Source organism: Mycolicibacterium wolinskyi str. Jessa 2025, assembly GCF_049241375.1.
Classification (GTDB): domain Bacteria; phylum Actinomycetota; class Actinomycetes; order Mycobacteriales; family Mycobacteriaceae; genus Mycobacterium; species Mycobacterium wolinskyi.
The window spans coordinates 250,346-276,532 of the sequence record NZ_CP185960.1 but is presented as its reverse complement, the minus strand read 5'-3'; the positions used below and the strand labels follow the sequence as shown (position 1 = coordinate 276,532).

At 67.6% G+C, this 26,187-nt stretch carries 31 protein-coding genes; 17 read left to right on the top strand and 14 right to left on the bottom strand.

Features of this window, described 5'->3' with window-relative positions; all coding sequences use genetic code 11:
• Positions 1–91: 91 nt before the first annotated feature.
• Positions 92–1,699, top strand: a complete 1,608-nt coding sequence (locus ACOI2T_RS01480) for an N-acetylmuramoyl-L-alanine amidase (protein ID WP_409504194.1) — start codon at positions 92–94, stop codon at positions 1,697–1,699.
• On the opposite strand, the gene ACOI2T_RS01475 is transcribed toward ACOI2T_RS01480, so the two are convergent.
• Genes ACOI2T_RS01475 through ACOI2T_RS01465 form a run of 3 tightly spaced genes read right to left on the bottom strand, consistent with a single transcriptional unit; the run spans position 1,696 to position 4,080 of the window.
• A complete protein-coding gene (locus tag ACOI2T_RS01475; protein WP_409504193.1) occupies positions 1,696–2,520 on the bottom strand; it encodes an HAD family hydrolase in 825 nt (274 codons plus the stop codon). The genes ACOI2T_RS01480 and ACOI2T_RS01475 overlap by 4 nt on opposite strands.
• Positions 2,517–3,281, bottom strand: a complete 765-nt coding sequence (locus ACOI2T_RS01470; protein WP_409504192.1) for a lysophospholipid acyltransferase family protein — start codon at positions 3,279–3,281, stop codon at positions 2,517–2,519. The genes ACOI2T_RS01475 and ACOI2T_RS01470 overlap by 4 nt, the downstream gene beginning before the upstream one ends.
• A 7-nt stretch (positions 3,282–3,288) precedes the next feature.
• Positions 3,289–4,080, bottom strand: a complete 792-nt coding sequence (locus ACOI2T_RS01465; protein WP_409504191.1) for a lysophospholipid acyltransferase family protein — start codon at positions 4,078–4,080, stop codon at positions 3,289–3,291.
• Between the two features lie 169 nt (positions 4,081–4,249).
• Between ACOI2T_RS01465 and ACOI2T_RS01460 the strand changes: the two genes are divergently transcribed.
• Both ACOI2T_RS01460 and ACOI2T_RS01455 read left to right on the top strand, forming a co-directional pair.
• Complete coding sequence (locus ACOI2T_RS01460) at positions 4,250–5,806, top strand: Rieske 2Fe-2S domain-containing protein (RefSeq protein WP_409504190.1); 1,557 nt, start codon at positions 4,250–4,252, stop codon at positions 5,804–5,806.
• Positions 5,803–6,135 carry a hypothetical protein gene (locus ACOI2T_RS01455; RefSeq protein WP_409504189.1) on the top strand — a complete coding sequence of 111 codons (333 nt, stop codon included), beginning with the start codon at positions 5,803–5,805 and terminating at the stop codon, positions 6,133–6,135. Before ACOI2T_RS01460 ends, ACOI2T_RS01455 begins: the two co-directional genes overlap by 4 nt.
• Here ACOI2T_RS01455 and ACOI2T_RS01450 read toward each other — a convergent pair.
• On the bottom strand, positions 6,132–6,947 hold the full coding sequence (locus ACOI2T_RS01450; protein ID WP_067855043.1) for a DUF5718 family protein: 816 nt from the start codon (positions 6,945–6,947) through the stop codon (positions 6,132–6,134). The genes ACOI2T_RS01455 and ACOI2T_RS01450 overlap by 4 nt on opposite strands.
• Entirely contained in the window at positions 6,944–8,197 is a 1,254-nt protein-coding gene (gene serS / locus ACOI2T_RS01445) for a serine--tRNA ligase (protein WP_409504188.1), read from the bottom strand. The genes ACOI2T_RS01450 and serS overlap by 4 nt, the downstream gene beginning before the upstream one ends.
• Before the next feature lie 136 nt (positions 8,198–8,333).
• Here serS and ACOI2T_RS01440 point away from each other — a divergent pair, with 136 nt between their 5' ends.
• The 3 genes from ACOI2T_RS01440 to ACOI2T_RS01430 are packed head-to-tail and all read left to right on the top strand — an operon-like array spanning position 8,334 to position 10,401.
• Positions 8,334–9,788, top strand: a complete 1,455-nt coding sequence (locus tag ACOI2T_RS01440) for a septum formation family protein (RefSeq protein WP_409504187.1) — start codon at positions 8,334–8,336, stop codon at positions 9,786–9,788.
• A 4-nt stretch (positions 9,789–9,792) separates the two neighbouring features.
• Entirely contained in the window at positions 9,793–10,143 is a 351-nt protein-coding gene (locus tag ACOI2T_RS01435) for a metallopeptidase family protein (RefSeq protein ID WP_409504186.1), read from the top strand.
• 60 nt (positions 10,144–10,203) lie between these two features.
• Complete coding sequence (locus ACOI2T_RS01430; RefSeq protein ID WP_409504185.1) at positions 10,204–10,401, top strand: hypothetical protein; 198 nt, start codon at positions 10,204–10,206, stop codon at positions 10,399–10,401.
• On the opposite strand, the gene ACOI2T_RS01425 is transcribed toward ACOI2T_RS01430, so the two are convergent.
• Complete coding sequence (locus ACOI2T_RS01425; protein WP_409504184.1) at positions 10,398–11,084, bottom strand: histidine phosphatase family protein; 687 nt, start codon at positions 11,082–11,084, stop codon at positions 10,398–10,400. The genes ACOI2T_RS01430 and ACOI2T_RS01425 overlap by 4 nt on opposite strands.
• The gene (pheA, locus tag ACOI2T_RS01420) at positions 11,081–12,013 is read right to left on the bottom strand and encodes a prephenate dehydratase (protein ID WP_409504183.1); all 933 of its coding nucleotides are present in this window, start codon (positions 12,011–12,013) and stop codon (positions 11,081–11,083) included. The genes ACOI2T_RS01425 and pheA overlap by 4 nt, the downstream gene beginning before the upstream one ends.
• A 130-nt stretch (positions 12,014–12,143) precedes the next feature.
• Between pheA and ACOI2T_RS01415 the strand changes: the two genes are divergently transcribed.
• The 3 genes from ACOI2T_RS01415 to ACOI2T_RS01405 are packed head-to-tail and all read left to right on the top strand — an operon-like array spanning position 12,144 to position 14,979.
• The gene (locus tag ACOI2T_RS01415; RefSeq protein ID WP_067855024.1) at positions 12,144–12,926 is read left to right on the top strand and encodes a DUF2470 domain-containing protein; all 783 of its coding nucleotides are present in this window, start codon (positions 12,144–12,146) and stop codon (positions 12,924–12,926) included.
• Between the two features lie 19 nt (positions 12,927–12,945).
• Positions 12,946–13,710: a CPBP family intramembrane glutamic endopeptidase gene (locus ACOI2T_RS01410; protein ID WP_409504182.1), complete on the top strand. Its 765-nt coding sequence runs from the start codon at positions 12,946–12,948 to the stop codon at positions 13,708–13,710.
• Between the two features lie 30 nt (positions 13,711–13,740).
• Positions 13,741–14,979 carry an LCP family protein gene (locus tag ACOI2T_RS01405; protein ID WP_409504181.1) on the top strand — a complete coding sequence of 413 codons (1,239 nt, stop codon included), beginning with the start codon at positions 13,741–13,743 and terminating at the stop codon, positions 14,977–14,979.
• 65 nt (positions 14,980–15,044) lie between these two features.
• Here the strand turns inward: ACOI2T_RS01405 and ACOI2T_RS01400 are convergent, their stop codons facing one another.
• A complete protein-coding gene (locus ACOI2T_RS01400; RefSeq protein WP_421877507.1) occupies positions 15,045–15,290 on the bottom strand; it encodes a hypothetical protein in 246 nt (81 codons plus the stop codon).
• Here ACOI2T_RS01400 and ACOI2T_RS01395 point away from each other — a divergent pair.
• Positions 15,171–15,662, top strand: coding sequence for a ferritin (locus ACOI2T_RS01395; protein ID WP_421877499.1), 492 nt, complete (start codon positions 15,171–15,173; stop codon positions 15,660–15,662). The genes ACOI2T_RS01400 and ACOI2T_RS01395 overlap by 120 nt on opposite strands.
• Before the next feature lie 6 nt (positions 15,663–15,668).
• On the opposite strand, the gene ACOI2T_RS01390 is transcribed toward ACOI2T_RS01395, so the two are convergent.
• From ACOI2T_RS01390 to ACOI2T_RS01380, 3 genes are read right to left on the bottom strand one after another with little or no spacing between them, the layout of a single operon-like run.
• Positions 15,669–16,514 (bottom strand): glycerophosphodiester phosphodiesterase, encoded by an 846-nt coding sequence (locus tag ACOI2T_RS01390; RefSeq protein ID WP_409504179.1) that lies wholly within the window; start codon positions 16,512–16,514, stop codon positions 15,669–15,671.
• Between the two features lie 4 nt (positions 16,515–16,518).
• Positions 16,519–17,604: a DUF4328 domain-containing protein gene (locus ACOI2T_RS01385; protein WP_409504178.1), complete on the bottom strand. Its 1,086-nt coding sequence runs from the start codon at positions 17,602–17,604 to the stop codon at positions 16,519–16,521.
• Positions 17,605–17,650: 46 nt separating this feature from the next.
• Complete coding sequence (locus tag ACOI2T_RS01380) at positions 17,651–17,992, bottom strand: rhodanese-like domain-containing protein (RefSeq protein WP_067855007.1); 342 nt, start codon at positions 17,990–17,992, stop codon at positions 17,651–17,653.
• A gap of 445 nt (positions 17,993–18,437) precedes the next feature.
• On the opposite strand from ACOI2T_RS01380, the gene ACOI2T_RS01375 reads away from it, so the two are divergent.
• The 5 genes from ACOI2T_RS01375 (at position 18,438) to ACOI2T_RS01355 (ending at position 21,872) form a co-directional block, all read left to right on the top strand.
• Entirely contained in the window at positions 18,438–18,596 is a 159-nt protein-coding gene (locus ACOI2T_RS01375) for a hypothetical protein (protein ID WP_165765953.1), read from the top strand.
• Between the two features lie 138 nt (positions 18,597–18,734).
• The gene (locus ACOI2T_RS01370; RefSeq protein ID WP_067855005.1) at positions 18,735–19,358 is read left to right on the top strand and encodes a superoxide dismutase; all 624 of its coding nucleotides are present in this window, start codon (positions 18,735–18,737) and stop codon (positions 19,356–19,358) included.
• 203 nt (positions 19,359–19,561) lie between these two features.
• The gene (locus ACOI2T_RS01365; protein WP_067855002.1) at positions 19,562–20,095 is read left to right on the top strand and encodes a peptidase; all 534 of its coding nucleotides are present in this window, start codon (positions 19,562–19,564) and stop codon (positions 20,093–20,095) included.
• A 232-nt stretch (positions 20,096–20,327) separates the two neighbouring features.
• Positions 20,328–21,035 carry a TMEM165/GDT1 family protein gene (locus tag ACOI2T_RS01360; RefSeq protein WP_409504177.1) on the top strand — a complete coding sequence of 236 codons (708 nt, stop codon included), beginning with the start codon at positions 20,328–20,330 and terminating at the stop codon, positions 21,033–21,035.
• 438 nt (positions 21,036–21,473) lie between these two features.
• Complete coding sequence (locus ACOI2T_RS01355) at positions 21,474–21,872, top strand: secretion protein EspR (protein ID WP_067855149.1); 399 nt, start codon at positions 21,474–21,476, stop codon at positions 21,870–21,872.
• Between the two features lie 53 nt (positions 21,873–21,925).
• On the opposite strand, the gene ACOI2T_RS01350 is transcribed toward ACOI2T_RS01355, so the two are convergent.
• From ACOI2T_RS01350 to ACOI2T_RS01340, 3 genes are read right to left on the bottom strand one after another with little or no spacing between them, the layout of a single operon-like run.
• On the bottom strand, positions 21,926–23,065 hold the full coding sequence (locus tag ACOI2T_RS01350) for a hypothetical protein (protein WP_409504176.1): 1,140 nt from the start codon (positions 23,063–23,065) through the stop codon (positions 21,926–21,928).
• Complete coding sequence (locus ACOI2T_RS01345; protein ID WP_067854996.1) at positions 23,062–23,553, bottom strand: ImmA/IrrE family metallo-endopeptidase; 492 nt, start codon at positions 23,551–23,553, stop codon at positions 23,062–23,064. The genes ACOI2T_RS01350 and ACOI2T_RS01345 overlap by 4 nt, the downstream gene beginning before the upstream one ends.
• 60 nt (positions 23,554–23,613) lie before the next feature.
• The gene (locus tag ACOI2T_RS01340) at positions 23,614–24,756 is read right to left on the bottom strand and encodes a hypothetical protein (protein WP_409504175.1); all 1,143 of its coding nucleotides are present in this window, start codon (positions 24,754–24,756) and stop codon (positions 23,614–23,616) included.
• A 212-nt stretch (positions 24,757–24,968) separates the two neighbouring features.
• Between ACOI2T_RS01340 and ACOI2T_RS01335 the strand changes: the two genes are divergently transcribed.
• Both ACOI2T_RS01335 and ACOI2T_RS01330 read left to right on the top strand, forming a co-directional pair.
• Positions 24,969–25,625 carry a DUF6474 family protein gene (locus tag ACOI2T_RS01335; RefSeq protein WP_409504174.1) on the top strand — a complete coding sequence of 219 codons (657 nt, stop codon included), beginning with the start codon at positions 24,969–24,971 and terminating at the stop codon, positions 25,623–25,625.
• 22 nt (positions 25,626–25,647) lie between these two features.
• Positions 25,648–26,181, top strand: a complete 534-nt coding sequence (locus tag ACOI2T_RS01330; protein ID WP_409504173.1) for a hypothetical protein — start codon at positions 25,648–25,650, stop codon at positions 26,179–26,181.
• The last annotated feature ends 6 nt before the right edge of the window (positions 26,182–26,187 follow it).

Genomic DNA, 26,187 nt, shown 5'->3' with positions numbered 1-26,187 from the left:
TCGAGGCTCTGCGGTGCCGTTGCGCAATTAGACGGCCTATCCAGCCGTGTCGAATCATTGGTAACAACAGACTCATACGTAACATCAGTCCGTGCAGTCACGCCGCCCAGCGCCGTCGATCCTGTTCACCGCAATCGCGGCGACCGTCGTGATCCTGCCGTGGGCGCTCACCGGCATACCCGGAAGCGACCAGTCCGACGCGAAAGACGCCGCGCCCGCCCTCACCCAGCAGCCCCTCGAGAACCTCGGTGGCGGTGAGAGCATCCGGGAGATCCACCAGGACGAACCGTTCTCGATGGTCGCGCTGACCGCCCAGGATCTGCGCGGGACCTCGGCCCGCGTACGCGCCCGCAAGGCCGACGGATCCTGGGGGCCGTGGTATCAGGCCGAGAATCTCGACGGCGTCGGCGCTGACACCCCGGGGCCGCGCGGCACCGAGCCGGTGTTCGTCGGCCGCACCAACACCGTGCAGATCGCCGTGACCCGGCCCCGCGACGCCGCCATCACCCCGGCCGCGCCGCCGGCCGCCGAGGGGCCCGGGCTCGGCTACAGGCCGGCCACCGTGCAGCAGCCCATCGCCGAGAACATCAACGCAGTGTTGATCAGCCCGCCTCAGACGCCGGTGGACATCGGGCCGCTGCCGACCGCCGTCACCGCCCCCGGCGTCCCGCCGAACATCATCAGCCGCGGCCAGTGGGGCGCCGACGAGTCGATGCGCTGCGGACCCGTCAAGTACGACAAGGTGGTTCGCGCCGGGATCGTGCACCACACCGCGGGCAGCAACGACTACGCACCCGAGGATTCCGCAGGCATCGTGCGGTCGATCTACGAGTACCACACGAGGACGCTGGGCTGGTGCGACATGGCCTACAACGCACTCGTCGACAAGTACGGCCAGGTGTTCGAGGGCCGCGCAGGAGGCATGGACAAACCCGTCGAGGGATCGCACACCGGCGGCTTCAACCACGACACCTGGGGCGTGGCGATGATGGGCGACTTCAACACCGTCCCACCCACGCCGATCCAATTGCGCACGACCGGAAGACTTCTGGGCTGGCGACTCGGGCTCGATCACATCGACCCGCACGGCACCGTGGTGCTCACGTCGGCGGGTGGGTCGTTCACCCACTTCCCGCGTGGTGCGGCCGCGACGCTGCCGACCATCTTCACCCACCGCGATGTCGGTATCACCGAGTGCCCGGGCAATGCCGCGTACGCCGAGATGGGCCGGCTGCGCGACATCGCCGCGCGGTTCAACCGGCCGCCCGGCCCCGAAGACCTGGCCGAGCAGATGCGCGGCGGTGCGATCTACGACCGCTGGCAAGCCCTCGGCGGGCCCGGCGGCGTGCTGGGCAACCCCACCTCGCCCGAGACCCCGGCCCTGGACGGCGCCCGCTACGCCAGATTCGAGAAGGGTGCGGTGTACTGGTCGCCATCCAGCGGCGCCGAGCCGGTCACCGGTGCGATCTACGAAGCCTGGGGCGCACTGGGATTCGAACGCGGCGCACTCGGTCTGCCCACGAGCGCCGAGATCGACGAACCGCAGTGGATCGTACAGAACTTCCAGCACGGCACGTTGAACTTCGACCGGGAGAAGGGCACCGTCACCCGCGTGATCGACGGGGTTCCGCTCGAGCTGCCGCCGCCGTCACCGGATCACGAGCCCGTGCAGCTGGAGCGCTTCAGCCGGATCTCCTAGGACCACCAGCGTTCGAGCACGTGCGCGACGCCGTCCTCGGCATTGGTGGCGGTGACCTCGTCCGCGGCGGCCACGGCTTCCGGGTGTGCGTTACCCATCGCCACCCCGCGTCCGGCCCAGCTCAGCATCGGGATGTCGTTGGGCATGTCGCCGAATGCGACGATGTCGGCGTCGGTGAGCCCCAATGGCGCGGCCAACTGCGCGACACCGGTGGCCTTGCTGATGCCAAGCGGCACGACCTCGATCAACCCGTTGTTGGTCGAGTACGTGATATCACCCTGCAGCCCAATGTGTTTGAGCAGTTCGGCAGCCATGTCGGCGCTGCGCGCGCCGGCCTTGCGGATCAGCAGTTTGACCGCGGGCGCACTCAGCAGATCCTCGATGGACACCTCGGTGTTGTCGGGGTTGAGCCAGGCGTGCTCGTAGCCCGGCGAGCTCACGAACTGCGGCGTGGCCGCGTCGTGTGCCGAGCGTCCGACCCTTTCGACCGCGAGGCCCGCACCGGGTATCACCCGGGTCGCGATCTCGGCGAGTTCGCCGAGCACGTCGGCCGACAGGGTCTGCGCCGACACGATCCGGTCGGTGGAGGGGTCGTAGATCACGGCGCCGTTGGCGCACACCGCCATCGGGGCCAAACCCAGACCGTCGACCACCGGCTGGATCCAGCGCGGCGGGCGGCCCGTCGCGAGCACGAACGTGGTGCCCGCCTCGACCGCGGCCTGCACTGCGGCCCGCGTGCGCGGGGTGACCTTCTCGTCTTCGTCGAGCAGGGTGCCGTCCACATCGGTGGCGATCAGCCCCGGCGTTCTGTCAGGGGTCACCGATTGTTTCCCGTCGCTTCCTGTTGTGCGCGCTTGCGTGCGCGTTCGGCGAGTTCGGCTTCGTCGAGGCGTTTTGCCTCCGAAAGCGTCGGGGCGCCACCGCCGAGCCGACGCGGAACCCAGTACGCGCCTTCCGGCGCGGGATAGTCACGCTGCACCTCATCGAGCAGACCCGACATCGCGGCGCGCAGCGCTGCGTCGAGTTCGCTTACCGACCCCACCGGCGGGACAGGCTTGCCCACGGCGACGGTGATCGGGATCTTGCTGCGGCCCAACGATTTCGGATGGTCCTTGGTCCAGATGCGCTGTGCGCCCCACACGATCAGCGGAATCATGGGCACACCCGCCTCAAGCGCCATCCGCACGGCGCCGGTCTTGAATTCCTTGAGCTCGAAGCTGCGGCTGATCGTGGCCTCGGGGTAGACCCCGACCAATTCGCCTGCCTGCAGCGCCTTGACCGCGACCGCGTATGCGCCTGCCCCGGCATTCCGGTCGACCGGGATGGTGCCGGTGTGCTTGATCAGATAGCCGACGATCTTCACCTGCTCCATCTCGGCCTTGATCATGAAGCGCATCCGCCTGCCGCGTTCGGTCGCGGCGAGCCCGGCCGGCAGGAAGTCGACGTAACTGGTGTGGTTGATCGCGACGACGGCACCGCCAGTCGTCGGCAGATTCTCCAGTCCGGTGAAGGTGATCTGAGATCCGGTCGCGCGGACTCCGAGCCGTGCCGCGATCTCCAAACTTCGGAAAACCGGTTCCATACGCGTGCTACCCCGGCGCTCCGGTGGGTTCGGACGGTCCAGCGGGTCCGGCCTCGGCGCTGCGGGCGGCTTTCTCGGCTGCTTCCTCGGCGTCCATCCGGTTGGCTTCGGCCAGCGACGGCGCGCCGCCGCCGAGGCGATGCGGCACCCAGAATTCACCTGGCGGATGCGGCCCGTAGGCGTCCTGCACCTGCTCGAGCAGATGCTGCATGCGTGAGTGCAACAGCGCCGTCAGCTCGGTTGCGGGCAGCGTGGGCTGGATCGGTTCGCCGACCGCCACCGAGATGGGCACCTTGGGCCGGTAGAGGTTCTTCGGATGCCCCTTGGTCCAGATGCGCTGCGCGCCCCACACGATGTGCGGAACGATCGGCACACCCGCCGCGATCGCCATGCGGGCCGCGCCGGACTTGAACTCTTTGATCTCGAAGCTGCGGCTGATCGTGGCTTCCGGATACACGCCGACCAGTTCGCCCGCCCTGAGGTAGTCGCAGGCCGCGTCGAACGATGCCGCACCGCTCGAGCGGTCCACCTCGATGTGGCGCAGGCTGCGCATGATCGGGCCGGTGATCTTGTTGTCGAAGACTTCCTTCTTCGCCATGAAGCGCACCTTGCGGCCGCGCTTCTGCTTGTATGCGGGCAACCCGGCGAACGTGAAGTCGAAGTAGCTGGTGTGATTGATGGCAACGACCGCGCCACCGGTGACCGGAAGATTTTCGACACCGGTCACGGTGAACTTCAGCCCCTGCAACCGCCAGGCCAGCCGGGCGAGCTGGATGACAGTTCCGTATACCGGTTCCACAGCGCCAGCGTAATGCCAGCCGGTCCGCGTGCGTACCCGGTCACCCGCTGCGCGGCAAATTCGGTGGACGCTCCTGAAAACTGACGCTCGCCGACCTGTCGGACTTCGGCGCGTCGCGCAACTCCAGCTAGGCTGGCGGGGCATCGACGTTTCCAACGAAAGGCTGTTTGTGCAGGTCACCAGTGTCGGACACGCCGGCTTCCTGATCGAGACCAGGGCCGGCAGCATCCTGTGCGACCCCTGGGTCAACCCCGCGTACTTCGCCTCGTGGTTCCCGTTTCCCGACAACAGCCAACTGGACTGGGACGCGCTGGGCGACGTCGACTATCTCTACGTCTCGCACCTGCACAAGGACCATTACGACCCGGAGAACCTGCGCCGCCACGTCAACAAGGACGCCGTCGTGCTGTTGCCGGACTACCCGGTGCCCGACCTGCGACGCGAGCTCGAGAAGCTGGGCTTCTCCAAGTTCTTCGAGACCACCGATTCGGTCAAACACCGGGTGAGCGGGCCCAAGGGCGACCTCGACATCATGATCATCGCGCTGCGGGCGCCGGCCGACGGCCCGATCGGCGACTCCGGGCTCGTGGTCGACGACGGCGAGACCGTCGTGTTCAACATGAACGACGCCCGGCCCGTGGATCTGGACGTGCTGCACACCGACTTCGGCCAGGTCGACGTTCACATGCTGCAGTACTCGGGTGCGATCTGGTACCCGATGGTCTACGACATGCCCGCCCGGGCCAAAGAGGCGTTCGGCACCCAGAAACGCCAGCGCCAGATGGATCGCTGCCGCCAGTACATCGCCCAGGTCGGCGCGACGTGGGTGGTGCCGTCGGCGGGCCCGCCGTGCTTCCTGGACCCCGCGTTGCGCGATCTCAACGACGACCACGGCGATCCGGCCAACATCTTCCCGGACCAGATGGTGTTCCTCGATCAGCTGCGCACGCACGGCCACGACGGCGGCCTGCTGATGATCCCCGGCAGCACGGCCGATTTCACCGGTTCGCAGCTGAACTCGCTGACGCATCCGGTCGAGGATCCGGAGACGATCTTCACGACCGGCAAGGCCGCTTACATCGAGGAGTACGCGCAGCGGATGGCGCCGGTGCTGGCCGCCGAGAAGGCGCGCTGGGCGCCGTCGGCCGGCGAACCGCTGCTGGAGCCGCTGCGCGCGATGTTCGAGCCGATCATGAGCCAGACCGACCAGATCTGCGACGGCATCGGTTATCCGGTCGAGCTGCGCCTGGCCGGGCGCGACCACAACGAGACCGTGGTGCTGGACTTCCCGAAACGAGTTGTGCGTGAACCTATCCCGGACGAGAAGTTCCGCTACGGCTTCGAGATCGCGCCTGAGCTCGTGCGGACCGTGCTGCGCGACAACGAACCCGACTGGGTCAACACGATCTTCCTGTCGACACGGTTCAAGGCGTGGCGCGTCGGCGGTTACAACGAGTACCTGTACACGTTCTTCAAATGCCTCACCGACGAGCGCATCGCCTACGCCGACGGCTGGTTCGCCGAAGCGCACGACGATTCCGCGTCGATCACGTTGGACGGCTGGGAGATTCAGCGTCGCTGCCCGCACTTGAAGGCCGACCTGTCGAAGTTCGGCGTGGTGGAGGGCAAGACCCTCACCTGCAACCTGCACGGGTGGCAGTGGAATTTGGAGAACGGGCGGTGCCTGACCACCAAGGGTCACGAGCTGAGGTCGACCAAGTTGTGAGCGCGCCGCGGCAGTACTACGACGACGGCCTCGTCCAGCTCGACCGCGAGGCCATCACGTTGCGCCGCTACCACTTTCCGTCCGGCACGTCCAAGGTGATCCCGCTGCGGGATGTCCGCAGCTACACCGTGACGTCGCTGAACCTGCTGCACCGGTTCCGGCTCTGGGGCAGCTCGGATCTGCGCCGGTGGCTGCCGCTGGACGTCGGGCGGCCGATGCGCTCGACGCTGGTGACCCTCGATGTCGCCGGGACCCGCTGGCGGCCGGCGTTCACGCCGGCCGACCCGCACACCTTCACCGAGATGCTCGACGAGCTCCTCGACGGCTAGCCCGTCGAAACCACCTGGCGCAGTTCGGAAGCCGCGCTGGAGGCGCTGTCGTAGACCCGCACGATGGCCTCGTCGCCCGGCTTGAGATACGTCGACTCCCCCAACGGCGTGTATCGGGTCGCGCCGATGCCGATCAGCACGTTCTCCGGGTGCCCGCTGGCGACCATGAGCGCACCGACATCCTCCAGCGGCGTGTCCGCCGAGCCCTTCTGGTTGGCCAGCCGCTCGACGATCCAGTCCAGCAGAACCTCGCCGTAGTACGAGTAGCCGACGAGCGGGGAGTCGACGCCGTAGGCGTGCTGCTGGCCGCCATCGTCGCGCAGGTAGCAGACCAGCCGCATGTCGGCGGTCGGGCCGTCCGGGGTGAGATCGCTGATTTCGAAGAACTGCGAGGCAACGCCTTTCGACGCCGGGCCCCAGTTCTTCTTGTAGCTGATCTTGGGCGCGTTGGGCCTGCGGATCGAGCAGTCGTTGAACGCACCGAGCGCGAACGGTTCCAGCCGCACGACGGTGTCGCCGTTCCACACCACGTGGCAGGCCACCCCCACCTCGGGTTCGATCTGCAGATTGAGCGGGCCGTCGCCCTCCGCCGTCGCGGGCAGCAGGATGGTGTCGCTCGACAACGGGAACTCGCCGAGGAAGTCGTCGCGGCCGGGTGCGTACCACGGGAAGATCCCTTTGGGCGCATAGCCTTCCGTCACGACCTTGACGAAATCGCCTGCCTCTCCCGCCTGCTCGAGATGGCCGGCGAAGTTCCCGGCAACCCCGAACCCGAACCAGTTACGCACTTCAGCAAGGTCGATATCGATCATGGCTCAAGCACTTCCGTTCTGACGAAGGGAACCAGCGCGGCGGGGATGCGCACGCTGCCATCAGGTTGCTGGTGATTCTCCAGGATCGCCACCAGCCACCGTGTCGTGGCCAGGGTGCCGTTCAGGGTCGCCGCGATCTGCGGCTTACCGTTCTCGTCGCGGTAGCGCGTGGCCAGCCGGCGCGCCTGGAACGTCGTGCAATTCGACGTCGAGGTCAGCTCGCGGTAGGTCTGCTGCGTCGGCACCCACGCCTCGCAGTCGTACTTGCGCGCGGCCGAGGAGCCCAGATCGCCTGCGGCGACGTCGATCACGCGGTACGGCACCTCGATGGCGGCGAGCATCTCGCGCTGCCAGCCCAGCAGCCGCTGATGTTCGGCCTCGGCGTCTTCTGGCTTGCAGTAGACGAACCCTTCGACCTTGTCGAACTGGTGCACCCGAATGATGCCGCGGGTGTCCTTGCCGTAGCTGCCCGCCTCCCGGCGGAAGCACGACGACCAGCCCGCGTAGCGGCGCGGACCGGTGGAGAGGTCGATGATCTCGTCGGCGTGATAGCCCGCGAGCGGCACTTCCGACGTGCCGACCAGGTACAGGTCGTCGGCCTCGAGCCGGTACACCTCATCGGCGTGTGCGCCGAGGAATCCGGTGCCCGCCATCACTTCCGGGCGCACCAGAACGGGCGGGATCACCAGGGTGAAGCCGTTGGACACCGCAAGCTGTGTGGCCAGTTGCAGCAGACCCAGTTGCAGGAGCGCACCCGCGCCGGTGAGGAAGTAGAACCGCGAGCCGGAGACCTTGGCGCCGCGTTCCATGTCGATGAGCCCGAGCGCCTCACCGAGCTCGAGGTGGTCCTTCGGGTTCTCGATGGCCCGCGGTTCGCCCACGGTGTCGAGCAGGGCGAAGTCGTCCTCGCCGCCCGCGGGCACGCCGTCGATGATCACGTTGGCGATCGCCATGTGCGCCGCGGTGAACGCCTTGTCGGCCTCGACCTGGGCGGCTTCGGCGGCCTTGACCCGTTCGGCCAGATCCTTGGCCTGCTGCAGCAGCGCGGGCCGCTCGTCCGGCGAGGCCTTGCCGACGAGCTTGCTCGCGGACTTCTGTTCGGCGCGCAGGTTGTCGGCCGCAGAAACCGCCGACCGGCGCGCGGTGTCAGCCTCCAACAGCGCGTCGACGAGCGCCGGGTCCTCACCACGGGCCCGCTGTGACGCGCGGACGATATCGGGATTCTCGCGCAGCAACCTGAGGTCGATCACGGCCGCAACCCTACTTTTGGGCGCGCCGCCTCGTACATCCGAGGTGTCGAAAGCCATGGCCGCCAACCGCCCGCAAGCACAACCTCGTAACGTTACAACCGCCTCACTTGTCACAGCACCTGACACGCCTGTCACAATGGAGCGGATGTTGGAGGCACCCGAGCACCCCGACCGACTCCCCGACCGGACCGACGGCGATCCGCACGAGGGACGTTGGTGGCAGAGCCTGCAGGCCGCGTCGACGCGGCGTGCGCTGCTGCTGACCGCACTCGGCGGTCTGCTGATCGCGGGTCTGATCACCGCGCTGCCGCGCAGCGAAGGCGCCCAGACGGCACTCAACGCCGGCGCGATCTCGCTCGGCCCGCGGGGCAACGACACCTTCGACCACGTCAAGAGCGGTGACTGCCTGAACTGGCCGGGGCGCAACCCCGACGCCGCCCACATCGTCGACTGCAAGGACCCGCACCGCTTCGAGGTCGCCGAGTCGATCGACATGCGCACGTTCCCCGGCAGCGAGTACGGGCCGGGCGCCGCGCCGCCGTCGGTGGACCGCATCAAACAGATCAGCCAGGAACAGTGCTCCCCGGCGCTGAAGTCCTATCTGGGCCCGAAATTCGATCCGAACGGGAAGTTCACCATCGGCCTGCTGTGGTCTGGCGAGAAGGCCTGGAAGCAATCCGGTGAGCGCCGGATGTTGTGCGGCCTGCAGCTGCTCGGGCCCGGCGACAGCCAGTTGGAGTTCCAGGGCAAGGTCGCCGACATCGATCAGTCCAAGGTCTGGCCCGCGGGCACGTGCCTCGGCATCGACCCGGCCACCAATCAGCCGACCGATGTTCCGGTCGACTGCGCCGCCCCGCACGCCATGGAGGTCACGGGCGCGGTCAACCTGGCCGAGAAGTTCCCCGGCGGCCTGCCCGCCGAGGCCGATCAGGACGAGTTCATCAAAGACACCTGCACCAAGCTGACCGATGCCTACCTGGCTCCGGTGCAGCTGCGCGCGACGACGCTGGCGCTGAGCTACAGCACGATCTCGCTGCCGAGCTGGTCGGCAGGCAGCCACCAGGTGTCGTGCAGCATCGGCGCCACCCTCGGCAACGGCGGTTGGTCCACGCTCGTCAACAGCGCCAAAGGTCCGCTCATGATCAACGGGCAGCCGCCGGTCGCACCACCGGACATCCCGGAGGAGCGCCTGAACCTGCCGCCGATCCCGATGCCCGAGTCGGACAGCTCGTCGTCGTCGGATTCATCGGACTCGTCGTACGGTTCGTCCTCGTCGTCGGGCTCGTCATCGTCGGGCTCGTCCTCAAACTCGTCGTCGGATTCGTCCGGTTCATCGTCGAGCAGCCAGTCCGAGCACATGCCGCAGCAGTCGGCCCCGAGCACCACGGCCGAGCCGGCGCCGCCCGCGCAGTCCAACACCTTCAATCCGCCGCCGCCCGGCGCACCGCCTGCGCCTGCTCCACCACCGGCACCCGAACAGGCCCCGCCGCCGCCGGCCCCCGCGCCCGCACCGGCTCCCGCGCCGGCACCGCCGGCCGGCCCGCCGCCCGGTGAGCCCGTGTTGCCACCGCCTCCGCCGCCGGGGCCGTAACCCCGTGGCCGTGCGGATGGGTTCGCAACGGTTCGAGGAATTGGTCTCCGACGCACTGGATCTGGTGCCGCCCGAGCTGGCCGCGGCGATCGACAACGTCGTCGTCCTCGTCGAGGACCGCAATCCCGACGAACCGGAGATCCTCGGCCTGTACCAGGGCGTCGCGCTCACCGAGCGGGATTCGTGGTACGCGGGCTCGCTGCCGGACACGATCACGATCTACCGCGACGCACTGCTCGACATCTGCGATGACGAGGAGCAGGTCGTCGACGAGGTGGCGATCACGGTGATCCATGAGATCGCCCACCATTTCGGGATCGACGACGAGCGTCTCCACGAACTCGGGTGGGGCTAGGTACTTCATCGGCCCGCGCGGCAACCGCGCGATGTCGGCGCACAGTGCTATGAACAGGCCATGACCTTCCAGTGCCCGGAGTGTGTGGCCGGACTGGAGCACTGCCACGGCACCGTCATCCATCACGTCCGGTTCCGGGTCGAGTGCACTCACGACGGCTGCACCACTCCAGAAGCAGCGCATGCCTTCAGCGTCGACTGCGAGGCGGTCGGCTGCCCCTGCGGGCGCGACCAAGCGCTGCGCGCGTCGGCGATCTAGCCCATCGGGTCGTTCGACTTGAGCGCATCCTCGACCGGATGCACGTCGAGCTCGGGGTAGAACGGCGGGGTCAGGTTCGCCCACTGCACGCAGCTCCAGCGCCCGTCGGTGATCGGCGCGAGCACCACCGACTGCGCGTTGGCCAAGTGGTGGTCGAGCGCGAAACTGCCGTCGACGCCGGCCAGCACCGCCGCCACCAACCTGATCGCCGCGCCGTGGCTGACGAGCACGATGTCGCCGTCGAAGGCATGGTCGTCGAGGTAGCGCATCCGCAGTTGGGTGACGACCGGAACGTACCGGTGCAGCACCTGGCTGGCCGACTCGCCGCCCGGCATCGGCACGTCGAGCTCGCCTTCGTGCCAACGCTGGTAGATCGCGTTGAACTGGGCGATCGCGGCGTCGTCGTTGCGGTCCTCCAACTCACCGACCTGCACCTCGTGCACGCCGTCGAATTCATGGGGGGTCAGACCGGTCTCCTCGGCGATGCCCGCGGCGGTCTGGGCCGCCCGGCGTGCCTGCGAGTGGGCGACGATCAGCGGCCGGTTGCTCAAGGTGCTCGCGAACGACCGGGCCTGATCGCGGCCGAGGTCGGTCAGCTCGGCGCCGGGCGGGCGGGTGTCGAGCCGGCGTTCGACGTTGGCCAGTGACTGCCCGTGCCGGACGAGGACGAGCCGCCCGCTCATGATTCGCCCGATCCGTCACGCAACCGGGCCAGCCAGCGGGCCGCCTCGTCGAATCGCGGGGGCGGCGCGCCTGCCGCCGATCCCGTGGGCCATGAACCTAGATATCGCACATCTGAACAACGTCGGTGGAGCGCTTTGAGTGCCTCGGCGACCGAATCGTCGTCGATGTGGCCGACGCAATCCAGGAAGAACACATAGGTGCCCAACTCAGTTCTGGTGGGCCGGGATTCGATGCGGGTCAGATCGATGTCGCGAACCGACAGCTCGGTCATGGCCGCCACCAGGGCACCCGGGGTGTTGTCGAGCCGCAGCACCACCGAGGTGCGGTCGGCGCCCGTCGCCGGTGGCGGCGGCCCGGGCGGACCGGCCAGCACGAACCGGGTACGCGCGTTGACCTCGTCGACCACGTCGGCGGCCAGGATGTCCAGCCCGCACCGCTCGGCGGCCAACCGCGTGCTCACGCCCGCGTCGGCGCGACCCTCGGCGACGTCGTGCGCGGCCGCGGCGTTCGAGTTGGCGGGCACCACCGCGGCGTCGGGAAGGTTGGCGGCCAGCCAGTTGCGGACCTGTGCGGCGGCCACCGGGAACGCCGCGACCGTGCGGACCGGTCCGGTGTGGCCGGGGCGGACGACGATGGTGAACGCGACGTCGAGGGTCAGTTCGGCGTAGATCTGCAGCGGGCTTCCGGCCGCCAGGCTGTCCATGGTCGGCAGCACCGAACCCTCGATCGAGTTCTCGATCGGCACACAGGCGTAGTCGGCCCGCCCGTCGCGGACGGCGCTCAGCGCACCCGGTGTGCTGTCGGTGCGCACCGGCGTGAATCCGCCGTCGCCGCCCTGGCTGCCGGGCACCATGTTTTGCGCCACCATCTGCAGCAACGCCGCTTCGGTGAAGGTTCCCTCCGGTCCGAGATAGGCAATGCGCTGCACCCCGTCAACATTAACGGCAACCCCGTCCGCGCCGGCCTCATCGGCCCGGTCGCACATTCGGTAAGCCTTGCGCGCCGTTCGCGCGTCCAGTTAAGTTAGGCTTACCTCACCTAAGCGGAAGGCGGCGAGAATGGCAGTAGCGGCACCGACGACAGCCGAGCGGATTCGCAGCGCGTGCGCCCGGGGCGGCGGTGCCATGCTCGCCGTCGAGGGCATCGAGCCGGTCGAGTCTCCCGTGCATCATCTGCTCGACGACGGCTCGTTCGCGATCACCGTTCCCGAGGCGGGCCCACTCGTCGGCATGGTGCTGTCCTCCGGTTCGGCGGGCGTGCAGGCCGTCCTCGAGATGACCGACTACGCGCCCCTGCCGCTGCGCGAACCGGTGCGCTCGCTGGTCTGGATCCGCGGCCGGCTCCAGCATGTGCCGTCCGGCGAGATTCCCGCGCTGCTCGACCTCGTCGCCACCGAGGACCCGAATCCCGCACTGCTGCAGGTGAATTCCGGATCCGGGCCGGTCGAAGACACGTATGCGTTGATGCGGCTGGAGATCGAGTCGGTCGTGGTGGCCGATGCGACGGGTGCCGAGTCGGTGAGTCTCGGCGCGCTGCTGCAGGCTCGTCCCGATCCGTTCTGCGCCATGGAATCCTGCTGGCTGCAGCACATGGAGTCGGCACACCGCGACGTCGTCGAGCGCCTCGCGACGCGGCTCCCGATGACGCTGCGCCAAGGCCGGGTACGCCCGTTGGGCCTGGACCGCTACGGCGTGCAGCTGCGCGTGGAGAACGAGAACGGCGACCACGACGTGCGCCTGCCGTTCGCCAAGCCCGTCGACGACGTGACCGGGCTGAGCCAGGCGATCCGGGTGCTGATGGGTTGCCCGTTCCTCAACGGGCTACGCGCGCGCAAGATCTAGCGCCGCTACCGTAGCTCCGGTGACGGGGCCCAACGAACAGCTCGAGCCGCAGCGGCGAACCCTCAAGATCGAGATCGCCGTCGTGCTGGCGGTGACGTTCGGGCTCAGCGCCTACACCGCGCTGCTGAAGCTCACCGAAGGCGTGCTGCTCGGGTTGTCCGGTCAGACCGTCGCACTCAATCCCCGCCGCTCCCCGTTCGACCTCATCGATCTTGGCCTGCATCTGGCCGGCATCCTGCAATTGCTCGCATGGGGTGCGCTGGCGATATATCTGCTGTGGCGCAGCGGTTTCGGTCCATCGGCCATCGGCTTGGCCCGCCCGCAGTGGCGTGCCGACGGGTTGGGCGGGCTCGGCCTCGCCGCCCTGATCGGTCTGCCCGGGCTCGCGTTCTACGTCATCGCCCGGGTACTCGGGCTGAGCGCCAACGTCGAACCCGCCGAGCTCTACGACACGTGGTGGCGGATTCCCGTTCTTCTCGGTGCGGCGTTCGCCAACGGCTGGGCCGAGGAGATCATCGTCGTGGCCTTCCTGCTGACGCGGCTGCGCCAACTCGACGTGAGCCCGGCCCGCGCGTTGGTGATCTCCAGCCTGCTGCGCGGCGCCTACCACCTGTACCAGGGCTACAGCGCCGGATTGGGCAACATCGTGATGGGCCTGGTGTTCGGCTACGTGTGGCAGCGCACGGGCCGGTTGTGGCCGCTGATCATCGCCCACGCCCTGATCGACGCGGTGGCGTTCGTCGGCTACGCACTCGTGGCCGACCGGCTCGGCTGGCTGCAGTAGCCGGGCCCGGTCAGCACGTACATTGCTGGAATGGACCAGAACCGGCACCCCGACCCGCGGTTGCGGCGTCCGGTGCCGCGCCGTCCATCCGGTGAACCGCCGCAGGCGATGCGGCGCGATCCGAACTACCGGCCGGCCTGGCCGCCCAATCCGCCGACGCCACCGCGCCAGCCGCCACCACCCCGACAGCCTCGGCAGGTTCAGGCGCCGCCGCGTCAACCGCCGCGTCAGCCACCACCCCGGCCGGTCCCGCCACCAGCGCGGCCGGCCCCCAAGCCACCCCCGCCCGCCGTCGTGCGCAAGCCACGCAAACGGCGTCCGTGGGGCCGAATCATTCTGACGCTGTTCATGATCGGCGTCCTGGCGATCATCGCGGGCGGCGTGTGGATAGACACCTCGCTGCGGCGCATACCGGCATTGGCCGATTATCCGGAGCGTCCCGGATCGGGCCGTGGCACCACGTGGCTGCTCGTCGGCTCCGACAGCCGTCAGGGTCTGACGCCCGACCAGCAGGCGGAGCTCGCCACGGGTGGCGACATCGGGACCGGCCGCACGGACACGATCCTGCTCGTGCACATTCCCGGTATCGGCGCCGACGCCCCGGCGACCATGGTGTCGATCCCCCGCGACTCCTACGTGCCGATCCCCGGATACGGCGAAGACAAGATCAATGCCGCGTTCTCGTTGGGCGGCGCACCACTGCTGGCACAGACCGTCGAGCTCGCGACCGGCCTGCACCTCGACCACTACGCCGAGATCGGGTTCGACGGCTTCGCCGCCCTCGTCGATGCCGTAGGAGGCGTGACGATGTGTCCCGCCGAACCGATCAGCGATCCGCTGGCAGGCATCGATCTGCCTGCCGGTTGCCAGGTGCTCGACGGGCGCAACGCCCTCGGCTTCGTCCGGACCAGGGCCACGCCGCGCGCCGACCTCGACCGCATGGTCAATCAGCGCGAGTTCATGTCGGCGCTGCTGCACCGGGCCGCGAGTCCCTCGGTGTTGCTGAACCCGCTGCGGTGGTACCCGATGGCTCGCGCCGCCGGCGGCACGATCGCGGTCGACGAAGGCGCCCACGTGTGGGATCTGGCGTGGCTGGCGTGGGCGTTGCGCGGCGACCTGCTCACCACCACGGTGCCGATCGGGGAATTCACCGGAAGCGACTCGGGCGCGGTCGTGGTGTGGGACAGCGACGCGGCGAGCCGCCTGTTCGACGCGTTGGCGACCGATGCGACCATCCCGCCCGACGTGATCAATACCCCGGGCACTTGAGCTTAGGCAAAGCTAAATTAACAACAGCAAATTCGCTACGAGAAACGTAATCGCCGTCACACGACTTAGGTAAAGCTGACCTCAATGAGGTCTACCTTCGCTGACAATGCGTTCTGACCTGCTATATCCTCGTCCGCATGACAACGTCCGGCGCAATCGACACGAAATTCCACGCCCTGATCCAGGATCAAATCCGCAGCGAATTCACTGCTTCGCAGCAATATATTGCGATCGCTGTTTATTTCGATAACGCCGACCTGCCCCAGCTCGCCAAGCACTTCTACGGCCAGGCGGTCGAGGAGCGCAATCACGCGATGATGCTCGTGCAGTACCTGCTCGACCGCGACATCGACGTCGAGATCCCCGGTATCGACACCGTGTGCAACCGCTTCGACGTCCCCCGCGAGGCGCTCGTCCTGGCCCTCAACCAGGAGCGCACGGTCACCGAGCAGATCAGCCGGCTCGCCAGCGTGGCCCGCGAGGAGGGTGACTACCTCGGTGAGCAGTTCATGCAGTGGTTCCTCAAGGAGCAGGTCGAAGAGGTCGCGACGATGACGACGCTCGTGCGCATCGCCGACCGCGCGGGTGCGAACCTCTTCCATCTCGAGGACTTCGTCGCCCGCGAGATGTCCGGTGGCGCCGCGGATCCCACGGCCCCCAAGGCAGCAGGCGGCAACCTCTAGAACCACTCAGTCCCGGCCCGCACCGGTCAGGCCGTTCTGCAGCCAGTCCTTGGTGCGGCCGGGATGGTTGGTGGCCACCCACGCCACCCCGATGTCCCGGCAGAACCGGACATCCTCGTAGTGATCGACCGTCCAGCAGTACAGCGCACGGCCCTGGGCGGCCGCCCGGTCGACCAGCTCGGGATGTTCCCGCAGCGTCGCGATCGACGGGCCGACCGCCGTCGCACCGACTGTGGTCGCCGCGCTCCCCCCGAGATAACGCGACGTCTCCCCCAACAGCACGGTCGGCAGCATCGGCGCGGCGCGGCGGATCCGCCAGACCGCGGCGGCCGAGAACGACATCACGACCGCGCGGGACAGATCGGCCGACGGCGGCGACGCGATGCCGTAGCGGTGCAACAACGCCAGCACCTTGTTCTCGACGAGTGCGCCATAGCGCACCGGGTGTTTGGTTTCGATGAACAGCTTGACGGGCCGGTTCCAGTCCAATACCAGGGCCACGAGGTCGTCGAGCGTGAGCAGACCGGTCTCGCCGTTGCCGCCGTCGACGCGCGAACTGGCATGCCACGACCCGTAATCCAGCTTCCGGAGTTCGGCGAGCGTCATCTCGCTCACAAGGCCCGAGCCGGTCGACGTCCGGTCGATCCTGCGGTCGTGCACACACACCAGATGCCCGTCCCGCGTCAGCCGCACGTCGCATTCGACTCCGTCGGCACCCTCGCGAAGCGCCAGGTCGTAGGCGGCGAGCGTGTGCTCCGGCCGGTCTGCGGACGCTCCCCGATGGGCCACCACGAACGGATGTCCCGGGCCCGGTGTCGCCTGCCCAGCGGCTCCGGCGTCGCCCACGTTCATATGGCTATGCTGCCGGGTTCTGGCCTTCGGACTCAACCGGAGCGGCGGATTCGCGTCGATCCCGCTGCTCGGGCTCACTCTTCGGCTGCTCGCCGCCGTCGGCCTCCGCGACGGGGGCCGGGCGGCCGGGCTGCGTCGATCCGGAATCGACCACCACCCAGCGGTGCAGGCTGCGGTGGGCCGTCGCGGTGCGTTCGAAGCCGTTGAACACACGGGTGATCAGCACGACGGCCGCGAGCGCGAGCAGGTAGCCGATCGTCACGGTCACGGTGTTGTCGGCGATGTTCTGCGGGTTGTTGGCGAAGAACGTGACGACGAAGGTGCTGACGATCGACCACACCGCCACCACCGCGCTGAGCACCCAGACGATCCACCACACCACGATGGGCCGGCGCAGTTGTGACAGCCGGTTTTCCACGGATGCGAGCTCGAGCACGAACACCGGCGCCATGAACAGGTTCACGAGCGGCAGCAGGCAGCAGATCCACAGTTCCCACGCGCCGCGCGGATCGTCCTGTCCGCGCTGGGCATACGCCGCGCTTCGACGATCGACGAGCCAGTACACCAGCAACACGACGGTGATGAACATGACGGCCAGCACCATGAGGCTCGCCAGCAGGCCGATGGTGACACCTGTCCAAGCGATCACCGGATGCAGCAGCACGCTGCGGTTGATCAGCAACAGGGCGTACCGAACGATGTGGGTGAACGCCGCGATCCCCAGCGCGATCATGGCCAGGATCAGCACCAGCCGCACGGTGTCGGGCCCGGGGCCGCGCCGTTTGGCCACCGTCTCGTGATCGGCGACCTCGAACTGCTGTTGCAGACCCCAACTCGGAATCGTCCGGTACCGCGGGGTCGGCCCGAGTGGCCGACGCTGGCGACGGGTCGGCGGCGGGGCGCCGGGCCGGACCGCGATCCAGCGGTAGCCGGGTGCCAGCCGCGGCGGAGTCGCCCGAGAGCCGGCGTCGGCCGCCCACTGCTGTTCGGTCGACGGCGCGAGCAGGGTGCCGCCACACCGAGGGCACCACGACCGCTGCCGATCACGCACGTTCCAGCGCGTCCCACACTGCGAACACACCTGGATCATCTGACCAGCCTAGCGACGGTCATCGGGCTGCCTGCGCGCCAGCCGGTCAGAGGCTGCCCGCACTGCCGTCGTCGGTGACGACGGGCCGTCCGGCACCGACCCACGAGAGCATCCCGCCGTCGACGTTGACCGGGGTGTAGCCGTTGCGCGCCAGGTAGTGCGCAACCCGCAGCGAGCGCCCGCCGGCGTGGCAGATCACGAACAGCTCGGCATCCGGATCGATCTCGGCCATACGGGCCGGCACGTCCCCCATCGGGATGTGCTGTGCACCGGCGACGTGACCGCGCTGCCATTCGTCGTCTTCACGTACGTCGAGCAGCACCACCGACTCGTCGAACGTCGTGGGAACAGCGGCGATGTCGGCCTGCGCGACTTCCACATCGTCCATGCGTCCATGCTCGCACGCACCCCGCGTCCGCGCACCCACCCCTGGCACTCGACGAAGCCAGCAATTCGCGGCTATCCACAGTTTCCACAGGTTCATCCACAGGCTGACACCTGCGCAGATATTGCTTGATGGGCTTCAGCTGTGTGCTTGCTGTCGGACCCTGTGGATAACCGGGTCCCCAAATGGGCAGCGATCAACAACGTCTCAGCGGCCCGAGCGAAATTTCTCGGCGGGCTAAGCACCCGCCGCGCGGCGTGCTGACACTGATACCCAGTCGAACGACGTTGCAATCAACATGATTCCCACCCGCAGCGGGTTGGTCCGCTCGGCGCATCGGGGCCGATTTCTTCCTCACCGTTTAACGGGCTATGATCGCGGTCACACCAGATGTTGTGACAGAACTCACTGGGGGCCAGACATTGATCGTGCAGGTCAGGAGTGTTTGATGGCGTCGCATCCGATGGGACCGGGATCAGCGTTACCACAACCTGAATGGCAGTCGTCCGGACATCTGCACACCCGCAACCAGATGATGGCTTTTCTCCGCGCAGGCATCATCGCCCTGCTTCTGCTGGGCATCCTGGCGCTCATCGTCTGGTTCTGACCGCAGCCCCGTCGGGTATACGTGGGGGTGGTGAGGCGCGTCCTTGCGGTGCGCGCTGCGATGGAGCAATGTTGAGGTTGATCTTGAGGATCCCCTGAGGACGCCAAGCTCCATCGATCGATATGAGGAAGGAATCTCGTGGCTGAATACACCCTGCCAGACCTGGATTACGACTACGGAGCGCTGGAGCCCCACATCTCCGGACAGATCAACGAGCTTCACCACAGCAAGCATCACGCCACCTACGTCAAGGGAGTCAACGACGCGGTCGCCAAGCTCGAAGAGGCTCGGGCCAACGGCGATCACGCGGCGATCTTCCTCAACGAGAAGAACCTCGCATTCCACCTCGGTGGCCACATCAACCACTCGATCTGGTGGAAGAACCTGTCCCCCAACGGTGGTGACAAGCCGACCGGCGATCTGGCGGCCGCGATCGACGACCAGTTCGGTTCGTTCGACAAGTTCCAGGCCCAGTTCACCGCCGCGGCCAACGGGCTGCAGGGCTCGGGTTGGGCCGTGCTCGGCTACGACAGCCTCGGCGGCCGGCTGCTGACATTCCAGCTCTACGACCAGCAGGCCAACGTGCCGCTCGGCATCATCCCGCTGCTGCAGGTCGACATGTGGGAGCACGCCTTCTACCTGCAGTACAAGAACGTCAAGGCCGACTACGTCAAGGCGTTCTGGAACGTCGTCAACTGGGAAGACGTGCAGAACCGCTATGCGGCCGCCACGTCGAAGACCGGTGGCCTGATCTTCGGCTGATCCGGTCCGAGGGTCGGATCGGTATCTGATCCCAACTTTCCGATCTCTACACAAGGGGCGTCGTGCGAACTCGCGCGGCGCCCCGCCCTCGTATTCGGGCCTGCCGTGTCGCCTTGCACGCCTCGCAAAGCTGTCGCATGCTGATCTGATCGACTCACAGACGTGTCGAGCGGGAAGCTCAACACCGATGTCCCGGAGGCGAAATGGATACGGGGTCCGGTCGGGCGATCGAGATCGCCCCTTTTCATTCGGGCGGAACACTCAAGGGTTTTGTCGTGTCGGGCCGTTGGCCGGATTCCACCAAAGAGTGGGCACAGCTGCTGATGGTGACGGTCCGCATCGCTTCGCTGCCGGGATTGCTGTCCACCACAACGATTTTCGGTGTTCGCGAAGAACTTCCCGATCAGCCGCAGCCCGGCACCGTCGGCCTCGTGATGGCCGAGGGACCCGTGGTCGGTGAGGAAGCGGTACCGCCGGGATACTTCGCCGATCACCAGCCGCCCGCGTTGCTGATGCTGCATCCGCCGTCGGAGACCACGCCGTCGCTGCCCGAATGCACCGGCGCGGCATCGGGTTGCGTGCTGCTGCCCGGGCTGCCGCATCTCGGTCTGGAGCACCGCGCGGCGTGGGTGGAGGCCGAATCCGACGGCACCGTGACCTCGATGGTCAGCCGCGTCGGAGTCGATCCGATCAGCCATCCCGACACGGCGATCCTGGCCATGCTGCTCGCCGCATGAGGGTTCTGCGAAACGCAGAATACGGCTACCCGAAATAGATAGGGAAACTAGCCAATTCGGCCTTCGGTCGATATGGTCGATTGCGTAAGCGAAGGGGAGTAGCCCTCAATCGTCGTGTCGACATACTGGCGTCCAGCCCGGCCGGCGAACCGCATCCGCGGTGGGCGAGACCTTCGACCGTGTGTCGATGCACCGCCTCCACAGTGCATCGGCGATGTGTCGAAAGGTCGTCATGCTCGCCGCAACTCTCATCAGCCTCGGTGTCGTCTTCGTCGCGGAACTCGGCGACAAATCGCAGTTGATCACCATGACCTACGCACTGCGCCACCGCTGGTGGGTCGTGCTGTCCGGCGTCGGCATCGCGGCGTTCCTGGTGCACGGCCTTTCGGTCACGATCGGCCACTTCCTCGGATTGACGTTGCCGGAGAAGCCGATTGCGTTCGCGGCGGCGATCGCATTTCTGCTCTTCGCGGTGTGGACCTGGCGCGAGGGCCGCAGCGGAGGTGACGACGAGAACGTGCGGGTCGCCGAACCGCGGTACGTGCTCTTCGCCGTGATCTCGTCTTTCGTGCTCGCCGAACTCGGCGACAAGACCATGTTGGCCACGGTGGCGCTCGCGAGCGACAACAACTGGGCCGGCGTGTGGCTCGGCGCGACCCTGGGCATGGTGCTGGCCGACGGCGTGGCCATCGCGGCTGGGGCACTGTTGCACACACGGCTGCCCGAGCGGTTCCTCCACGTCCTCGCGAGTGTGCTGTTCCTGCTCTTCGGCCTGTGGATGCTGTTCGACGCGGCACTCGGGCTGCGCGCGGTGGCCATCGCGGTGACCGTAACCGTCGCCTTGTCTGCGATTGGCGCCGGTCTGGTGCGGCTACGCCGTAAGCGCGCGAACGAATCCGCCCGGCAATCCCGCGTTGAATCGTCGCCAGAATCCGCCTGACCACGCCGTGGCTATCCTTTGACGCCAACGTCATTTGCATTCGCCCGCGGCAGCGGTAGTGTGCACGACGTTGACCCACAACGACGCCAGACGCTGCGCGCGACTCCTGAGGTCTGTGCTCTAGCAAATACCTGATCGGGCAAGTACCGCACACGTCTCCGTTGCCCGCAGAGAACGGGAAAGTCGCTGCTTGGCGGGGTGACCGCAGCTCATCCGGCTCAATACAACGCGACCGTCACTATTTGCCTTGCCACCCGGTGCAATCCCGCCGTCTGAGCCCGGCGAAGATGCGGGTTTCAGTGGCCATGTTGGTCAAAACACGAAGGAAGGTTAACTTTTACGCGGTTTGCACTTGGTTGTCGTCACAACACTCGCTACGATGGTCAGCAAATACGCCGCCTTTTCGTTCCGCTCATGATGCATGTGGAGGTCAAATCGATGAGCAAGACGTTCGCCGCCCGTCTAAACCGCCTGTTTGACACGGTTTATCCACCTGGGCGCGGACCCCACACCTCGGCCGAGGTGATTGCTGCGCTCAAGTCCGAGGGCATCACCATGTCGGCTCCGTACCTGTCGCAACTACGGTCGGGCAACCGCACCAACCCGTCAGCGGCAACCATGGCCGCACTTGCCAACTTCTTCCGGATCAAACCGGCGTACTTCACCGACGACGAGTACTACGAGAAGCTCGACAAGGAACTGACCTGGCTGGCCAGCATGCGGGACGAAGGGGTTCGCCGCATCGCCGCCCGCACCGTCGGGCTGTCCCCGGAGGCTCAGCAGGATCTCGCCCAGAAGGTCGATGAGCTGCGCCGACGCGAGAATCTCGACAGCTGATCCGCCACAACAACAGCATCACCGCGTAGGCAGGGATCCGAACGGGTCCCTGCCTACGTTTGCTTCTGCCCCCGGTCGAGCTCGCGATATTGCTGCGCGATCGCCAAGATCCATTCGCGGTCCGAGAACGACGTCGGTTGCCTGAGCCAGTTCAACCCGGGGAACGCCGACAGTGCCCTGTCATCTGCGGCTTCCTCGCGCGTGTCGTAGATCCACTGGGCGAGCGCCCGCGCCTGCTTACGCGGAGAAACCGCGGGTGCATCGAGCACCGGCGTGTTGCCCTCGGAGGCCGACGATCCTTGAGTGCCCCCGGCCTTGCGCCGCTTGTTCTCGGCGGCCGTCGCCTCGAGGTAGAGCGAGTCGGAGATGAGCGACATCCGCTCGGCCACCCGGAACACCAGCGGACCGCGCGGGCGCACCCCGATGCCGACGTCGGGATGCCGACGGCCGAGCTCGGAAAGTAGCGGTGCGATCGTCCGCAACTCCTGGCGGGCGCCGAACCAGTCCTCGATACTCGGCAGCAGCGAACCCGCGGCCACGATCACCATCGCGCAGCCCAGCAGCGTGGCGGCGGTCCCAACGCCGACCGAGCGCGTCTGCCCGACTGCCCGCAGGACGAAGAACGCGCTGGCAGCGACGATGAGAACGATTCCGACGGTGAACACGAACAGCGCACGCCCCCGGCGGCTGCGATTCGAGTAGCGCAGCCCCGCCCAGGCCACCAGGGTGAGCGCCAGAAGCACGTACAGCAACGGCAGCAGCCAGGACGAGCCGTTGGACCCGAGTTCGCGCCGCAGGAACTCCTCGGGTGACATCTCGGGCTGCTTGCCGGCCAGGAAGAAGATCACGAGGCTGATCACCGCGACCACACCGGCGATGCCGTACTGAACCATGGCAATCCGCCGGGTGATTGCCGGCGCGCGTTCCGAGGATGCGGTGGTGATCATGACGCAGCTGCCCGCCGCGCACGCGATCAGGGCGACCTGGCTGAGGCCCATCGAAATGTTCGGCCACCGCAGCAAGGTGTCGAGCAGCAGCGCCAGCGGCTGCCAGTTGAGCGCGGCGACGACGCCGAGGCTGCCCAGCGCCAAGATCATGGCCGAACTCACCAAGGACTGCTTGTTGACCAGCGCCCAGCCGATCCGCAGCCCGGTCGCAAGGCCGAGCAGCCCGGCGATCACCCAGATGATCAACCAAACGCCTCTCCGAGGCGGACCTGCACGATCGACGACCGGTCGGAGGGTAACCGGCCGAGGCGGTACAGCAGCAGGGCCGCGAAGTCCTCGGCCTCCTGCTCGATGTCCTCGCCGTTGGGACCCATGCACCCGGTCCGCTGATTGAGCATGTAGCTGATCAGATCCGAGCTGGCGACCTCGACCGTCTCCTGCGCAGCGTCGACGATCGAGATGCCCTCATGGCCGAGCACCAGATGCCCGAGTTCATGCGCGAGCGTGCGGTCCCATGCGGGCAGGCCCTGCTGGATGAGGAAGACGTCGTGGTCGGCGTACTGACGCCACTGCCCACACACGCCGGGCGGAAGTTCGGCCATCGTGACCTCGATCGGTCTGCCACGGTCCTCGCTGACCGCATCGACCAGGCGGGTCAATGTCACTTCACCTCGTCGCGGCGCGAGATCGAGCACCGCGTTGACAGCGCGGGTGACACTACGGCTGGCTGACATGTCTCCCCCTTCCGCCCTTTCCTAGCACTATGTAACCCGGAATTCTCCCAGGACGGACTCTTAGCTCATGAACCGGTTGGTGCCGTTCCGCGCTGACAGAGCGGCCTTTGCCTGCCGGTAGCCGACAAACCCGCCCAAACCGGTGAGGCCGAGGATGCCGGCAACCCCTGGTACAGCCACCGCTGCGATCTCGAATACCCCGGCCGTCCGCAGATAGTCGGTGTAACCGACGCGGAATGACGCCGGCGGGACGGCCGCGTCATATCCGACTGCGAGCGGGCCACCGGACGGGGGCTGCTGCTGTTTCAGCGTTGCGGTCACCTCGGGCTGCCGGTCAGGTCCGCTCGACGAATCGTTGTCGTCCGGGTTGCCAGGAGCCAGGATCGGCGGCACGACGACAGGCGGAACGACAACCGGCATGACGATCGGGGGCGGCGGCACCGCGCCCGCGGCAGCGGCCAGGCCCGGCGGTGCGCCGGCTGGGGCCGGCAGCGGCGCGGCGATTTCCGGCAATTGCATGGCAGGCGGTCGGGGCTGACGGATCTCGGGCGGCACCGCGCCTCCACCACCGCCGCCACCACCGGTCTCCCCGATGACGATCGTCGTCGTCGCCGAGGTCGTCCGGCTGGTGGTCGTCGGTTCGGTGGTCGTCGGGTCCGTCGTCGTCGGCTCTGTGGTGGTCGGGTCGGTGGTCGTGGTGGTGCGACTCGTCGTGGTTGCGGACGACGTGACCGAGGTGCCCGACGTGGTTTGAGTCGTCGGGTACTCGGTCGACGGTTCCGTCGTGGGCTCCGTCGGCGTGTGCGACTGCGAGGTAGCTGTGTTGGTGTTCGTCACCGTGCCGCTCCCGCTCGGCTGCGGAGATCCGCTCGGCTCGTCGGTCTTCGTGGGGTGGTCGGTCTTGGTCGGCTCTTTGGTCGGCTTGGTGGGCTTGGTGGGCTTCGTCCCGCCGTGGGACGGCCGCGTCGGCCCATTTCCGTCGTCGCCGTCGCCGTGCTCGCCGTCATGCCCGTGACCGTGGGTATGGTCGTGGTCACCGTCGTGGCCATTGCCTCGGGGTCCACCGCCGTCGGTGCCGGTCGACGGGCGCTGCCCGCCGCCACGATCGGGGTCGGCAAATGCCAATGCGCCGCCCAGACCGGCGATGAACAGGCCGGAGATCACCAAACACGTAGAGGCGGCGACGCGCAACCGCGAACGCACTTCGTCACCACCCTCCCCGCGCACCGCCGCATCGGCACGTTGACGCCATCTGATTGTCGCACAAACCGCTTCTCTGGTTTGCTAGCTGAGAGGATTGCCCGGGCCGCTTGCGGGTAGGAAGAGCAGAGCAAATCGGCCGGACGATACTGTTGGTCTGCAGCAGTTCGACGGCGCGCATCAACACACGACGAGATGACCGGGAGGCAGCCGGAATGGGCCTGTTCACGCGACGAAAAAGCCGTGCTACCCGCCGAGCCGAAGCCCGCGCTATCAAGGCCAAGGCCAAGCTCGAAGCCCGGCTCACGGCAAAGAACGAGGCTCGCCGGATGAAAGCCGGCCTCAAGGCCGAGCGCAAGGCACTGCAGGCGCAGCTCAAAGCCCAGCGAGACAGTGACCGCAATGCCCTCAAGATCGCCGAGGCGGAGTTGAAGGCGGCCCGCGAAGGCAAGCTCCTATCGCCCGCCCGCATCCGCCGCATGCTCACTGTCACACGTTTGCTGGCGCCCGTGCTGGTGCCGGTGGTCTACCGCGTTGCCATCGCCGCCCGGGGTGCCATCGACGAGCGTCGGGCCGATCAACTCGGGGTGCCGCTCAGCCAGCTCGGCCAGTTCTCCGGCCACGGCGCGCAGTTGTCGGCACGCATCGCGGGCGCCGAACAGTCCCTGCGCCTGGTGGCCGAGAAGAACCCGAAGGACGCCGAGACCAAACAGTTCGTCAGCGCCATCAGTGACCGGCTCAAGGATCTGGCGGCGGCGGTCACGGCCGCCGAGCACATGCCCTCGGCACGCCGCCGCGGCGCGCACGCCGCGATCGCGACACAGCTCGACGGCATCGACGCCGACCTGATGGCCCGGCTCGGCCTGGTCTGACCGGCTTCACGACGACCGCCCGATGACTCCGGCCCGCACCGACCCCGCAGCGCCGCTGCGCGGTACGGCCGTCGGGCTGCTCACCGCGGCGCTGGCGGTCGCGGCGCACGGCACGGCGGGCGGCGTACTGCCCGATGGCGCGATCACGGCGCAGCTCGCGGTCCTGGCGGTGACGTTGGGCGCGGTCGCCGCCACGGTCCGCACGGCCGATCGAGCGGCCGTCCTGTGGGCGCTGCTCGGCTCCGGCCAGCTGTTGGCGCATGCGCTGTTGGCCACGGCCGACCACGCACATGCCGCGAGTCCGATGGCCTCCGGCGCGACGATGCTCGTCGCACATGTCCTGGCAGTGGCCGTCGGCGCAGCCCTCATCGCGGGCGGCGCTCGATTCTGTGCCGCGATGTCCCGCGCGGTGCGCGCCGTCGCGGCGTCCGGCGGTCGGCTGCCGGTGGCGGCCACGTCCGTGCTCGTGGGCAGCACGGATCAGCCGCTGCACTCCGCGTTGTTCCTTGCCGCTTCGGTGTCGCATCGAGGGCCTCCGGTCGGCGCGATCGCCTGACCTGAA

Excerpts from the sequence above, each read along its gene's own strand:
- ACOI2T_RS01470 (WP_409504192.1), bottom strand. The coding sequence starts at position 3,281 with ATGGAACCGGTTTTCCGAAGTTTGGAGATCGCGGCACGGCTCGGAGTC.
- ACOI2T_RS01450 (WP_067855043.1), bottom strand. The coding sequence starts at position 6,947 with ATGATCGATATCGACCTTGCTGAAGTGCGTAACTGGTTCGGGTTCGGG.
- ACOI2T_RS01440 (WP_409504187.1), top strand. The coding sequence starts at position 8,334 with ATGGAGCGGATGTTGGAGGCACCCGAGCACCCCGACCGACTCCCCGAC.
- ACOI2T_RS01430 (WP_409504185.1), top strand. The coding sequence starts at position 10,204 with ATGACCTTCCAGTGCCCGGAGTGTGTGGCCGGACTGGAGCACTGCCAC.
- ACOI2T_RS01425 (WP_409504184.1), bottom strand. The coding sequence starts at position 11,084 with ATGAGCGGGCGGCTCGTCCTCGTCCGGCACGGGCAGTCACTGGCCAAC.
- ACOI2T_RS01415 (WP_067855024.1), top strand. The coding sequence starts at position 12,144 with ATGGCAGTAGCGGCACCGACGACAGCCGAGCGGATTCGCAGCGCGTGC.
- ACOI2T_RS01405 (WP_409504181.1), top strand. The coding sequence starts at position 13,741 with ATGGACCAGAACCGGCACCCCGACCCGCGGTTGCGGCGTCCGGTGCCG.
- ACOI2T_RS01390 (WP_409504179.1), bottom strand. The coding sequence starts at position 16,514 with ATGAACGTGGGCGACGCCGGAGCCGCTGGGCAGGCGACACCGGGCCCG.
- ACOI2T_RS01385 (WP_409504178.1), bottom strand. The coding sequence starts at position 17,604 with ATGATCCAGGTGTGTTCGCAGTGTGGGACGCGCTGGAACGTGCGTGAT.
- ACOI2T_RS01380 (WP_067855007.1), bottom strand. The coding sequence starts at position 17,992 with ATGGACGATGTGGAAGTCGCGCAGGCCGACATCGCCGCTGTTCCCACG.
- ACOI2T_RS01375 (WP_165765953.1), top strand. The coding sequence starts at position 18,438 with ATGGCGTCGCATCCGATGGGACCGGGATCAGCGTTACCACAACCTGAA.
- ACOI2T_RS01365 (WP_067855002.1), top strand. The coding sequence starts at position 19,562 with ATGGATACGGGGTCCGGTCGGGCGATCGAGATCGCCCCTTTTCATTCG.
- ACOI2T_RS01360 (WP_409504177.1), top strand. The coding sequence starts at position 20,328 with ATGCTCGCCGCAACTCTCATCAGCCTCGGTGTCGTCTTCGTCGCGGAA.
- ACOI2T_RS01355 (WP_067855149.1), top strand. The coding sequence starts at position 21,474 with ATGAGCAAGACGTTCGCCGCCCGTCTAAACCGCCTGTTTGACACGGTT.
- ACOI2T_RS01345 (WP_067854996.1), bottom strand. The coding sequence starts at position 23,553 with ATGTCAGCCAGCCGTAGTGTCACCCGCGCTGTCAACGCGGTGCTCGAT.
- ACOI2T_RS01335 (WP_409504174.1), top strand. The coding sequence starts at position 24,969 with ATGGGCCTGTTCACGCGACGAAAAAGCCGTGCTACCCGCCGAGCCGAA.
- ACOI2T_RS01330 (WP_409504173.1), top strand. The coding sequence starts at position 25,648 with ATGACTCCGGCCCGCACCGACCCCGCAGCGCCGCTGCGCGGTACGGCC.